We start from the raw sequence: 12,474 nt of genomic DNA on the forward strand, positions 1-12,474 counted from the left end.
TAGCAGCGAAGCTGTAAGAACAATGCGTTAATTACATAACATCAGCAAGAAAATGGAGGAGAACAATGTCACATCCGTATAAAGAATTTGAACCTAAATGGTTCGACCAAGACTACTCAGACAAAAGCTATCGTTCAATTTTTAAATGGGGAGAAAAAAGGCAGATCAAAGCCCCCCGGGAATCTCTTTACAAGATGATCAAAGACGTTTTCGAACTGACAGACGATGATTTCAAAGGCTATACCGAGGATCTGGGTCTGGACGAGGTGGATTTTGACATCCCCGTCAAGATGGAGGAGCGCCATATTGCCAGATTCAGAGAAATCTGCGGCGACGATTTTGTCAGATGCGACAACTATGCAAGACTGTCTGTGGCTTACGGCAAGACCATGTACGATATCATGCGGCTGCGCAACAAAATCGTGGAAAATGTGCCGGACGTGGTTGCGTACCCTGACACCAAGGAGCAGGTGGAGCAGATTGTCGCCTACTGTCAGCAAGAAAAGATTCCCGTCTATGTCTATGGCGGCGGTTCTTCCGTCACTCGCGGCGTAGAATGTATGAAAGGCGGAATTTCCCTCGATATGCGGCTGCGGTTTGACAAGGTCATCGAATTTAATGAAAAAGACCAAACGATTACAGTCCAGGCTGGTATGAGTGGACCACAGCTGGAAAAGGTACTCAATCACGCAGTAGAGCTCTTCGGAGCAAAAAGAGCCTATACCTGCGGCCATTTCCCGCAAAGTTTTGAATATTCTTCTGTAGGCGGCTGGGTAGTCACTCGCGGTGCCGGTCAAAACTCCACTTATTACGGCTGCATCTCTGACATCGTCCTTGCCCAGGAATATGCGACGCCGATCGGGCCCATCAAAACAGATACTTATCCGCGCAAAGCCTGCGGACCAGACCTGGACCAAATCATGATGGGCAGTGAGGGGACCTTTGGCGTATTGACCCATGTCACGCTGAAGATCTTCCGTCACACACCGGAAACGGTCAAAAGATTCTCCTACATGTTTAAGGATTGGGAGACTGCGCAGGCCGCAGCAAAAGAAATCATGCAGTCTGAAGCCGGTTATCCTTCGGTGTTCCGTCTCTCCGATCCGGAAGAAACCAACATCATGCTGCACATGTATAACGTCATTGACTCGCCGCTCCGTCACTTGTTCAAGTTAAAAGGCTTTGAGGAGGGTAAAATGTGTCTTTTCCTTGCCTTTACCAACGGCGAAAAGGGCTTTTCGAAGAATCTGGCAAAGCATACAAAGCGGGTGTGCCGCAAGTACGGCGGGCAGACTTTGACCGGTTATGTGACAAAGAGCTGGGAGAAAGGCAGGTTCAACGACCCTTACATGCGCGACACCATGCAGGACTTCGGCCTGGTTATGGATACCATGGAATGTTCTGTCAACTGGAGCAACATGAGCAAGGTGCACGCTGAAGTGCGGAAGTTCGTCAAATCCAGACCGCACACCATCTGTATGACCCACATGTCCCACGTCTATCCCCAGGGAGCCAACCTGTACTGGATCTTCATCACGTTGATGCACGATCCGGCAGAGTTCAAAGCCTATCACGCCGGCATTTTGGATGCGATTCAAAAGAGCGGCGCCTCCATGAGTCATCACCACGGCATCGGCAAAATGTTCGCCCCTTGGTTAGAAGATTCTATCGGTCACAACGAGTACGAAGTCTTCCGCACACTCAAGGAACACTTCGACCCTGACGGCATCATGAACCCAGGCGGCACATTGGGATTCGACCTGCCTGAGGAAGAGAAAATCAGTAAGGATCAGAAATTGTATGAGTAATTCTTTATGAAAATGAAAAAAAGCGGCATGCTGTTCGGTTGAATGGCATTCCGTTTTTATATATACGTTAAAAAGGGGGTTGTGTAAAGCAATTGCTTGACGCGACGTATACGGGCTGGGGGTACAGAGTAAGCATTCTTTACAATAAAGTTAGGTTTTTTAGCCCTATCCAAGAGGTTTCGCGTAACGCTACGGCGGTAGCAGACGCCATATCTCTCCATAGACCTCGTGATAGGACATGATGCTCTGAAGAATTCACAAATATGCTGTGCTCTGTTACTTTTGCGGATTGTGGAAGCCCTTAGCGGCGGAGAAATTGATAGAAAAAGTAGCCGGAATCTGGTATACCCCCTGTCAAAACCCTCTGACTGTGAGGCGGTTACGCGAGAATGTGCAGATATTCCCAAAAAGCATAACGTTATCGTAACAGAATGTCATCCTGGGACAGTTTTCTTTACGTTTCCTCAAGGCATTAATATTTTGGGACCAGACTATATATGGCAAAAACGTTTTTATTGAATTAGGTAATATTCAATGATATAATTTGTTTACAATATACTTCTATATATAATCAAAGGGGAGGGTTCCAATGAAGAGTAGAAAGAAAACCGTTATCAGCGCGATAATTGTTGTTCTCTGTTTTATCGTTGCCTTGGTATTTTTGCTAATCCGTATCAGAGGGGATAATGAAAAAGCGCTGGATGAGAAGCTGCACAGGCCTGCGGTCCTTTTTCACGGTGTTTTCAATACTGCAAAGGATCTGAAGGCGGACGGCACATCAGGACATGACATCTGCATTTTTTTCAGAAATGAAAACCTAGATTATGATGAAAAGAATCTGATATTTGCAAATGAAAAGAAGGGGACATTTGAAGGGTTTAACTATTATTATATCAATCTTCCATACGGCAGCCAGTATGATGAGGCAACGGGATTTAGGACTACGATGTTCCTATGCAAGTATGATGGTAAGGGCAGTCTGATCCTCCTGGACGGAAACAATGAGGAAGCAGGCAGAATCACCGTGACAGCGGGGGAGGCGGACTTCTTCGGGAAAAGGCCCCTCAGCTATACCTGGATTCGGGATGGCAGAAAGACGTCAGTATACAAAAAGGGAGCTGCGCCGTATAGCCAGGGCACGAGTTATCTGCAGAGCAGGTACTATTCAGGCAAGTTCCCGCAGGGAGACGCAGATTCATAAAGAAACAGCCGCCTGGGACAATGTGTCATGGGCGGCTGTATTTGTTTTTACCTTATTCTAATTCTACAACTCTTGATAGGAGCTCATCGCAGTCTTCTATGACTTTTTCCAATTCCATCTCCGGCTGCCGGTCATATATGATATCCACACCGATATAGAACAGCTGGTTCAAATGCCGTATGACATCCAATATATATTCCGAATCCGCATCCTCCTGCTCCAGCCCCACTGACCAGAGAAAAGGCAGGGAACCGCGCCCAATGGCTCCAAAGACGTTGGTTTCTTCCTCCTGCACCGTGGAAAATGCGTAATAGAAATCGGAGAAGTACCTGCAATTCCGATGCAAAGAATGATAATTGCCAGTTGAATTGAGATTGTTATCTTTTTCTTACTCATGATAGGCTCCTGATTTCCTCTACCGCGGCATCTACTTCCTTTTCGGATTCCGCTGAAGATGTCTTTCTACAGAAAACTTTTATTACACTCTCAATCAATTTAAGCAATAATTCACCATTACAAAATTGTTCAGATATTCTACATCAACTTATTAGAGACGCTGATCAATAATAATGAGAATCAAAACAAGTATCATAGAGAAACTTATTGATGAAAATACTTTGTGTTTTAAAGCCTTATCGTCGTTTTCTGATCTTATCGCACTTATTAATTCAAATGGAAAAATAAGTCCTAATATTATTAATACAGTGAGCACTTTTATGCCTCTGCTATATCATTATTATTATATTTAAAAGTATGATTTCCCTCTGTAATTATATTTTGATTTAATCTTGGCGTAAATCTTATTGAGGTGCTCATTTTTTTCCACTCAATCGTAACATCAAAAAAGCTTTCAATACTAACGGTTGAATGCGCATATGAGACAAATACTTGAATTGTATCAAGGTTACTTGAACCTGACTGTGTACTAATTTTAGCTGCACCTCCAATATGTTTGCCATATCCGCCGCTAGCTCTCCCAATAATAGGATTACCTGTGAGAACACCACTTTCTGGAGTTTTCATAGAAATATTACGGTGATAATTCATATATTTTCCATCAACAGTATAATATTCAACGGCTCCCGTGGCACTGTCCGTTTTCGTAGCTAAAGGAAGCGAGTTTTTATTAGCAGCAACCCAGCCAACCCCAAAACTATCTGTAAAAGTAGTAAGTGGGCAAGATGACCAGATCATCTCGTATGCTAGTAAAACGCTCTTTCTGGTGTTAGTTCCAGCTAATCCGTAGCGGAACGTTAATGTTGCTCCAGCTCTTGCGTTGGAATTAAATACATAGTCAAAGGCATCCTCCCCTTTTTCATAGTTTCTAATAACCTCTATTTGTTGATTATTGTATCCATTTTGCTGTAAATCCTTTTTACTTTGGTTCGACAAATCCTCAAGTCGCTCATTTAAAGTCTCTCTAGTCATAGAGCCATCTTTAATCATTTTTGACACTATTTCTTTTTCAGAAACGGTTATGGTCTGTGTATTTGATGTGCTATCAAGGATCTCAGCTGCTCCTTTTATAATTTCTGATTTGCCTGAAGTTAATGGACTATCATCTTCGCTAGCAAATGCTGATGGCGTAAAAATAAAAACCATAACTATCGTAAGCAATAAAGCTATCGACTTCTTCATAACATAACCTCCTCGTACTATCCTAATTCCTTATAAATTAAGATTATCTTTTCAATAACAGTTTAAAACTTAACCTCTTTTGACAAAAAAATATTCTTTTTTTAACGTCAAAATCATCATCTCCAGTAGCATTAGCAATGCAACTGCAACACTCAATACGATCTTCTCAAATGTCATTGCCATTACGATACACGAAATCGCATCAAGTACAATCAAAATCTTTCCTACTCTCTGTTTGTAAACCCTCCTTTCTGTTTCTGATAAAGGCTTATTCTTATGCTCCGATGGTGATAATACATAGATGAAAATACTTGAGATCACAATCACCATCATTGAGACATCTCCCGGAATATCTGCATGTCCAATCACTAGCAATGCGATAACCACCATTGCTAAAGATAACACATAACATCGCCCCTGCGTGGGTGCGTGATATCCACCCGCATAAATCCGAACAGGCAGGTATGCACAGGTAAACACGGTTGACTCCAATACCAGATTCATCAAAACCCCGATTACCAGTATCAAAGAAAAAGAACACAGCAGTGAAAAAAACTCCCTAACTCCAAATACATATAACTCCCTGTCTTCCTCATCGACAATCTCTAAGTCTATCAACTTGCTGGCAATTCTCTCTGACATGTCAATCCTTCCTCTTCAGCTTATCAGATTCCTTTGGCATTATGGGCTGATATGTAAGGCATCTGCAAGTAGCATTCACATTTACCTTTGTCAAGAATAATGCCGTCGCTGCGAATTTTTCTAATGCTTTTTTCTGTAAATTATCCATCAAATCACCTCTTTCTTAATCGTATATTCATTGTACCCCTTTCTATTAAGGAAAATTATTACATTGTCATAACTGGCCAGAAAATTGTCATAAAAAAATAAAAATTCACATTTCTAAGGCAGTATGATAAAATGTAATTATTTTTATGAATATAGGAGTCTTAAAATGTTCAAAATCGGAATCTGTGACGACAACAGAGAGCTCTGTAACTGGCTGGATCAGCTTATCTGGGAATATGGCAAACAGAATAAAATCCAGCTGGATATCGAAGTCTTCTACAGTGGCGAAGACCTCTGCAACTATATACAGACGGAAGATTCTTTCCATCTTCTCTTCCTGGATATTGAGTTAGAAGATATGGATGGCATTCAAGTGGGCGATCTGATTAGAAATAAACTGAACGACCCTGATACCGAAATCGTCTATATCTCAGGTGAGCCAGAATATGCGATGGAGCTTTTCAACAAACATCCTCTGGACTTTCTGATAAAGCCGCTAAAAGAAGACGATATCATCGCAAAGGTCAGACAGGCACTGGACAAATGGGGAAGAGACAGCAGTTTTTTTTATTTCAAAATAGGGGCGGAAACCCATAGAGTCAAGTGCCATGAAATTCTGTATTTTGAAAGCAACGGACGCAAAATCAATCTCACTACGAGTCAGGGCTCCTTCGAATTCTATGGAAAACTGTCAGAGATTAAAGAACAGCTTCCACAGCAATTTTTGCAAATACACAAATCCTTCATCGTTAACTTTGATAAAGTTGTCAAATATGACCGAGACTTCGTCACGATGAACAATGATATGGTGGTGAAAATAGGCAAAACATATCGCAGTGAATATGAAGAAAGAGTAAAGAAAAGAGCTTATAATCGAGGTACACAAAAATGACACTCTACAATATTATCTACATTATAAACAATGTATTTATGGCTTATGTCATATATCGCTTTTTACGAATTTTTTATGCCCAAAAAAGGACGACAAAGGTTATCGAGGGCTGCTGCTACGCAGGATATGCCGTCCTTATCAGTCTGACAGCCTTCTTTGATACGCCGCCTCTCGTATATATCCTGCTGAGTCTCGGCTGTACATTTGCTCTGACTTTTTTGTATCAAGGGAAGGTAAAAAAGCAAATGTTATCAACTGTTCTTATTTATATAACAATGATTGTGATAGAGGATATCATTACTTTTCTTTCTGGCTATTACACCATCCAGCTCCTCACCCCGCTCAAATACAACTCCAGCATCGGTATTACTGTCATCAGCATCTGCACCTTTGCCATCGTATTACTGCTGGAGAATTTAAAGGATTTAAAAAAGGGCAAAGAAATTCCCGTCTCTTATTGGCTCGCTATTATTTTCGTGCCCGTCAGTACGATCTACCTGCTATTATTCACCTCGTCGCTATTTGACCCGAATCGTGTAGGTACGGCGTGGCTGATGGTTCTTAACAACATCATCATTTTGTTGATCAATATTCTCGTATTCTATATGTATAACAAAATTGCAAAACTCGTAGCAGTTGAGGGTGAAAAGGATTTGATCACGCAGCAGAACAAATACTTCCATGAGCAGCTTTCTCTCGTGCAGGATTCTCAGGAAGCGACAAAGTCCGTTCGCCACGACATGAGAAATCATCTCGCCTCCATCAAAGCAAGGATTGAAACAGGGGAATATCAAAAAGCGGAAAAATACATCACGGATACCATCGGGCAGCTTGAGAAAAAAGAAGAAATCTCCCATACCGGACATTTCCTATTGGACAGCATCATCAACTATAAGCTGCGCAACATAAAAAAATGCGGTGTGCAGCTGCAATATACTGCCGTCATTCCTATTGATTTGCCAATAGACGACTTTGATCTTACCATCATCCTTGGGAACCTCTTGGACAATGCGCTGGAAGCATTGAAAAGGATAAACGCCGCAGAAAAGCAGTTAGAAATCCATCTAGCTTATGAGAAAGGCTGCTTTCTCATAAAAGTTCAAAACACCTACAATGGGGATTTACTGATAGAGAAAGGGCTGCCTGTTACCCAAAAATCAAATCCCCATTATCACGGCATCGGGCTAAAAAATGTCCGTGCCGTTGCAGCAAAATACCGAGGTTCCCTGGATATTACCCACGAAAGCGGTACTTTCACAGTCGTAGTCTTATTATATCTGTAAGAATTACAGCTAAATTTTATCCACATCTCTATCCACAGGTGTGTAAAACTTTAAGTCAAACTGTTCACAAACAAAAGAGAGAACACAATTTCTAATAAGAAGAATTTATGCTCTCTCTTTTTTATTTACTATACTTTTCAAAATAGTATTCTGCCTTTTCTTGATCTAGGTCAAAACGCCGCTGTAGCTTATCGACGATCTGTTCTCTCACTTTCCCGTCTTCAAGATTATCCTGAATTAACGCCGCAATACCTACTTCAAGCCCTTGTTCAATTCCTTGTTCAAACCCTTCTTGACGACCTTCCTCTAGACCCTGTTTTATCGCTTCTGTTTTCATAATCATCATTCTGGTCGCATTATCATGCTCTGCTAATTCCTGCCTTCTCAGCAGATCCTGCAGACTCTCATCTTCTGTTATATCTCTGTAAACACGTTCCGACATGGCGATAGCCTCCTCTCCCGTTTCAAACAGTTTATCTACATAGTCTTTTTTCGTGTCATCTCCGGTATATTTGAGATATGTACAAAATCTTTCCAGAGATGTCATCTCCTCTGGAGGTTTCCGATCATTTATCTTCCCAAGCTCAAGAAAATGTATTACCAGCCTATCTGTTAAAGAAAAGCCCCAGTCCTTTTCTCTCAACTGAAATTCAGTATGCAGTTCTGGTATCTCTGGAAACATCCAGTCATCAATAAAAGATATGATGATGCTTTTCTTCATTTTATCATAGTCATCTCCCTTTGCCAACGAAGAATTCACCATTTTTGCTCCATATGCCAAAGTTCTGTTTCCAAAGAACTTTAAGTTGCCACATTGCATTTCTACGTCAAAATTTTCACCTTGAGAAGATTCCGCCTTGACATCCATCACTGTGCACTTGTCCCCTGGCTGGAATCCCTTATGAACTGTATTCAAGACCTTTACATTTATAATAGGATCCTTCTCTCTACCAAGTACCACATTCAGAAGGGCAGTTAAGGCCGCGTTAGAAGCTTCCGTTCCAGCTCCGTATACCAGATAGAAAACCAGATCATTAGTCAGTTTAAGACTGTCATCGTAATCCATATTTTCCATATATTTCCTTTCGTTTTTCTTATATATTACCATAAAATGTAAACAACGTCAATATGAATTAAATAAGACAAGGGAATGCCGCGCTTTTGGACATTCCCTTGTCTCTATTTTAACTTATGAAAGAAAAGACCGCAGAAACTTCTTATATCTCTTCGGAAAGATACATCATTCTCATATCTGAACCCACGTAACCCAAAATGAAGGCATATACCAATGCTGCCATACCGATTGTGATTTCGTCGTATCCTAAATTGATTACAGGCGCCAGCAATATTACTGCGGCTGTCCCGACATTCATCGCAATCAGGCCGAAAATTCCAAAGACCCTGCGGCCATACCCTCTTTTAAAGGCTGCGTACAGTGTCAGCAGAAGAATGGTAATTAAAATGGTTTTACCTGCGTATAAATAACCGCTGAAGTTACCTGTTTCGTAAATCGGCAGAAAAGAAAGCCCCACACTGATTAGCTGATAAACTGCAAAAGCGACTGCGCTTACAATAGCTGTATTAAAACTTTCATCCATCTTTCTCATCTGAACCAATTCATAAGCGATGATGACCGCGCCTGCAAAAGGTGCCGCAAATTGCACATAATCACCAACAGAGAAACATAGCAGTACGATGCCAACAAAAATTTTCAACATAATTAAAAATCCCCTTTCTTTTATCCTCGATACCCTGTACTTGGCTATTTGTTACTGTAGCTTTACTTTAATCTTTGTCATAATCCTTGTAAATAGGCTATAGGTAAATGCATACTTTAGTATTACTCGTACAACAGAACTTGAGAGGAAAGTATTATACACTTATGAAAAAAATCTATCCACAGGTTCGTCCACAGGTGTGTAAAACTTTTCTTGACATTTTGCCGAAACGTTATATAATCTATTTATATAAAGCTTTTATATAAATAGATTATATAGGAGGGCCTTATGCCAAAACAAAAAATAAAAAAAGAAATGATTATCGATGCCGCTTTTGACATCGTTAGAAACGAGGGTCTTGAGGCCTTGCTAGTGAAAAATATTGCTGCAAAGCTAAATTGCTCTGTCCAGCCAATTTACAGTTATTGTGCAAATATGGACGGAGTCAAGCGAGACCTGATTGAAAGAACAGCTAAGTTCATCAGAGAATTTATCGCTGCCCGTATTGACAAGGAAGACTATTTTCGCAGCACAGGCCGATCTTACTTAAAGTTCGCTAAAGATGAACCAAACTTGTTTAAACTCTATTTCTTGCGAGAACAACCCGACGTCTGCTCACTGAGCGATATATATCATAGAGAAAGTAGTCCACAGATCAGAGAATTTATTGCAGACTCCTTAGGTCTCAGTATGGAAAAGGCAAAAGCCCTTCATCTACACATGATCATCTACACCATGGGAATTTCCTCTATGGCAACATCATCAAACATCGACGTAGAAGAGGAAGATGTTTTAAAACAGTTAGACATGGCTTATGATGCATTTCTTTCACAATTGAAAGGGGATACAAATGAATAAAACAGTAATCATCTATAAAAGTTCCACGGGCTTTGCTGAGAAGTACGCCGGATGGCTTAGTGAAGAACTGCAATGTGATATCAAATCTTTCGAAAATCGTAATGACATTGATTTCTCCGATTATGAGACTGTCATTTATGGGGGCGGTATCTACGCTGGTTCTATCAATGGTATTACTTGGTTCAAATCGAAGCTGCCAGAACTCCAAGGAAAAAAAGTCATTGTTTACGCCACTGGGGCTATGCCGCCGGATGCACCAGAGACAAAAGAAACTATTGCAAAAAACCTGACGGAGACAGAAGCTGCCCAAGTGGAGTTTTTTTACTTCCACAGCGGTTTATCTTATGAGAAAATGGGTTTTAAACATAAATTAATGATGAAAATGTTCTGCAAGATATTGAAGAAAAGTAATCCAGAAACTTATCAAGTCCTTCGTGCTTCCTTTGACCATACATCCAGGGAAGATCTAAAGCCTCTGATAGATTATGTGGGTTTAGAATAGAGGTAAACGGCAATGAAAAAAATATTAAAATATTGCGGTATCATATTCGCCGTAGTTTTGCTCTTCTTCGGGTTTTTATTTATCAAGCAGAAAAATGAAATCGACCGTTTACAATTCTCCACTATCGATTTGTCACAGATCGAGGATGGTACTTATTACGGTGAGGAAAAAACGACTTTAGTGAAAGCAGCCGTTGAAGTCTCTATTAAAGACCACGAGATTCAAAATATTACGATTAAGAAACATGACAACGGACTGGGGCAAAAGGCAGAAAAAATTGTCGCCACTATGATAAAGAAAAATACTTATGAAGTGGATGCAATCAGCGGTGCTACCATATCCAGCCAAGTAATAAAAGGAGCAGTCAATGACGCGCTCTTTCGCCGGCAATTGATAAAAAGCTAGAACAGCGGGAGTCTGATGAACTCCCGCTGTTTTGTTTATTGATTTAATTCCTTTATAGCACGCTGCAGCTGTGCGTCCTCGTCGTGAGGCGGCAACAGCGTAGAATTTTTCCATTTCCCTTTCTGTTCCACTTTGATATCCGGTGTGACACCTTTACCTTGAATCACACTGCCATTCTTTGTATAATAACTGGACACTGTCAATTTCACCGCCGTTCCGTCCGTCAGCGGAATCAAATTCTGGACAATGCCTTTTCCGTAACTCTGGGTTCCGATGATAGTCGCCCACTGATAATCCTTCATAGCTTGTGCGAAGACTTCTGAAGCACTGGCAGAATCTCCGTTAATCAGAACTGCCATAGGCAGTTCCAGCTTCCCACTGTCTTTCTTCGGATAGGCCTTGTCTTTATAGCCATTGTCGTTTTTATAGTAAATCTGCCCATCTTTGGATTCATAATGATCGCCTTTGCCATTTTTATCTTTGGTATAGACCAGTACACCGTCGGGCAAGAGACTTGCCAACATATCAACAGCGCTGTTCAGTACGCCGCCTGGATTATTTCTCAAGTCTATTATCAAGCTTTCTGCTCCCTGTCTCCTGAGATTTTTTATAGCAGAATTAAATTGATTTGTCGTTGCTACGGCAAAAGAGGAGATACTGATATAGCCGATTTTATTTTGCAGCATTTCACTTTTTACATATTGGGCTTCTACTTGACGTCGTTCTATATCAAAAGAGAGCGTTTTTTTAATCGATGGTCTGTAAACCTGCATCTCAATCTTCGTACCTTCTTTGCCGAGAATATGATTGTTGACGATTTCATCCATGTCCATCGTTGAAACATCTACATCATTCACAGCTTTGATAATATCATCTACCTCCATGCCTGCCTCCAGTGCAGGACTGTCTTCAAATACCTCTGCTACCGTCGTCTTCATCGTCTTACTCTCTTGGATTATTCTCACACCGATACCACAGTAATTTCCTGTTGTCTCCGTTTTTAACCTCTTGTATTCCGATGCCGTATAATATTCAGAATATGGATCCCCTAAGCCTGCTAGCAGGCCTTTATATATATACTGTTCCAACTGTTCATTGTCTTTTTTGTTGAGATACTCTTCATCAATCATCGTCTCTAAATCCCGTATATTTTCGTTAATAGACCTTAAATCTAACCGATTTTTTTCCATAGTCAAATTGGTAAAGCCGTCTGTAGCAAAAAACGCAGCGCTGCCAATTCCTGCTGTCGCAAGGACCCCGACCAGAAGCCCCGCAATCAAACCTGTCTTGAAATTCTTTTTCACCTTATAATCTCCCTGTTTACAATATATTTTAAAGCGGAGTGAAGTCCCCTGCATCTGTTATAGTTTAATCCAATGC

Annotated in this window: 14 protein-coding genes; 7 read left to right on the forward strand and 7 right to left on the reverse strand. The window is 41.0% G+C overall.

Features of this window, described 5'->3' with window-relative positions; translation table 11 throughout:
- The first annotated feature begins 65 nt into the window (after window positions 1–65).
- Both ACMQ5W_RS07590 and ACMQ5W_RS07595 read left to right on the forward strand, forming a co-directional pair.
- Window positions 66–1,808: an FAD-binding oxidoreductase gene (locus ACMQ5W_RS07590; RefSeq protein ID WP_419024655.1), complete on the forward strand. Its 1,743-nt coding sequence runs from the start codon at window positions 66–68 to the stop codon at window positions 1,806–1,808.
- 589 nt (window positions 1,809–2,397) lie between these two features.
- A complete protein-coding gene (locus ACMQ5W_RS07595; protein ID WP_419024656.1) occupies window positions 2,398–3,009 on the forward strand; it encodes a hypothetical protein in 612 nt (203 codons plus the stop codon).
- Window positions 3,010–3,061: 52 nt separating this feature from the next.
- Here the strand turns inward: ACMQ5W_RS07595 and ACMQ5W_RS07600 are convergent, their stop codons facing one another.
- From ACMQ5W_RS07600 to ACMQ5W_RS07615, 4 genes are all read right to left on the reverse strand, one after another.
- On the reverse strand, window positions 3,062–3,304 hold the full coding sequence (locus tag ACMQ5W_RS07600; RefSeq protein ID WP_419024657.1) for a hypothetical protein: 243 nt from the start codon (window positions 3,302–3,304) through the stop codon (window positions 3,062–3,064).
- 419 nt (window positions 3,305–3,723) lie between these two features.
- A complete protein-coding gene (locus ACMQ5W_RS07605) occupies window positions 3,724–4,647 on the reverse strand; it encodes a hypothetical protein (protein ID WP_419024658.1) in 924 nt (307 codons plus the stop codon).
- A gap of 69 nt (window positions 4,648–4,716) precedes the next feature.
- The gene (locus ACMQ5W_RS07610) at window positions 4,717–5,289 is read right to left on the reverse strand and encodes an accessory gene regulator B family protein (protein ID WP_419024659.1); all 573 of its coding nucleotides are present in this window, start codon (window positions 5,287–5,289) and stop codon (window positions 4,717–4,719) included.
- Between the two features lies 1 nt (window position 5,290).
- Window positions 5,291–5,437, reverse strand: coding sequence for a cyclic lactone autoinducer peptide (locus tag ACMQ5W_RS07615; RefSeq protein ID WP_419024660.1), 147 nt, complete (start codon window positions 5,435–5,437; stop codon window positions 5,291–5,293).
- A gap of 165 nt (window positions 5,438–5,602) precedes the next feature.
- Here ACMQ5W_RS07615 and ACMQ5W_RS07620 point away from each other — a divergent pair, with 165 nt between their 5' ends.
- Both ACMQ5W_RS07620 and ACMQ5W_RS07625 read left to right on the forward strand, forming a co-directional pair.
- Window positions 5,603–6,328, forward strand: coding sequence for a LytR/AlgR family response regulator transcription factor (locus ACMQ5W_RS07620; protein ID WP_419024661.1), 726 nt, complete (start codon window positions 5,603–5,605; stop codon window positions 6,326–6,328).
- Complete coding sequence (locus tag ACMQ5W_RS07625) at window positions 6,325–7,611, forward strand: sensor histidine kinase (protein WP_419024662.1); 1,287 nt, start codon at window positions 6,325–6,327, stop codon at window positions 7,609–7,611. Before ACMQ5W_RS07620 ends, ACMQ5W_RS07625 begins: the two co-directional genes overlap by 4 nt.
- A 121-nt stretch (window positions 7,612–7,732) precedes the next feature.
- On the opposite strand, the gene ACMQ5W_RS07630 is transcribed toward ACMQ5W_RS07625, so the two are convergent.
- Both ACMQ5W_RS07630 and ACMQ5W_RS07635 read right to left on the reverse strand, forming a co-directional pair.
- The gene (locus tag ACMQ5W_RS07630; protein WP_419024663.1) at window positions 7,733–8,686 is read right to left on the reverse strand and encodes an Rpn family recombination-promoting nuclease/putative transposase; all 954 of its coding nucleotides are present in this window, start codon (window positions 8,684–8,686) and stop codon (window positions 7,733–7,735) included.
- A 142-nt stretch (window positions 8,687–8,828) separates the two neighbouring features.
- Window positions 8,829–9,329, reverse strand: a complete 501-nt coding sequence (locus tag ACMQ5W_RS07635) for a hypothetical protein (RefSeq protein WP_419024664.1) — start codon at window positions 9,327–9,329, stop codon at window positions 8,829–8,831.
- Between the two features lie 288 nt (window positions 9,330–9,617).
- Here ACMQ5W_RS07635 and ACMQ5W_RS07640 point away from each other — a divergent pair, with 288 nt between their 5' ends.
- From ACMQ5W_RS07640 to ACMQ5W_RS07650, 3 genes are read left to right on the forward strand one after another with little or no spacing between them, the layout of a single operon-like run.
- Window positions 9,618–10,187: a TetR/AcrR family transcriptional regulator gene (locus tag ACMQ5W_RS07640; RefSeq protein ID WP_419024665.1), complete on the forward strand. Its 570-nt coding sequence runs from the start codon at window positions 9,618–9,620 to the stop codon at window positions 10,185–10,187.
- Window positions 10,180–10,689 (forward strand): flavodoxin domain-containing protein, encoded by a 510-nt coding sequence (locus ACMQ5W_RS07645; protein WP_148490462.1) that lies wholly within the window; start codon window positions 10,180–10,182, stop codon window positions 10,687–10,689. The genes ACMQ5W_RS07640 and ACMQ5W_RS07645 overlap by 8 nt, the downstream gene beginning before the upstream one ends.
- 12 nt (window positions 10,690–10,701) lie before the next feature.
- Window positions 10,702–11,094, forward strand: a complete 393-nt coding sequence (locus ACMQ5W_RS07650) for an FMN-binding protein (RefSeq protein WP_148490461.1) — start codon at window positions 10,702–10,704, stop codon at window positions 11,092–11,094.
- 35 nt (window positions 11,095–11,129) lie between these two features.
- On the opposite strand, the gene ACMQ5W_RS07655 is transcribed toward ACMQ5W_RS07650, so the two are convergent.
- Complete coding sequence (locus ACMQ5W_RS07655) at window positions 11,130–12,398, reverse strand: S41 family peptidase (protein WP_419024666.1); 1,269 nt, start codon at window positions 12,396–12,398, stop codon at window positions 11,130–11,132.
- Window positions 12,399–12,474 lie beyond the last annotated feature (76 nt).

Source organism: Emergencia sp. (assembly GCF_048465375.1).
Classification (GTDB): domain Bacteria; phylum Bacillota; class Clostridia; order Peptostreptococcales; family Anaerovoracaceae; genus Senimuribacter.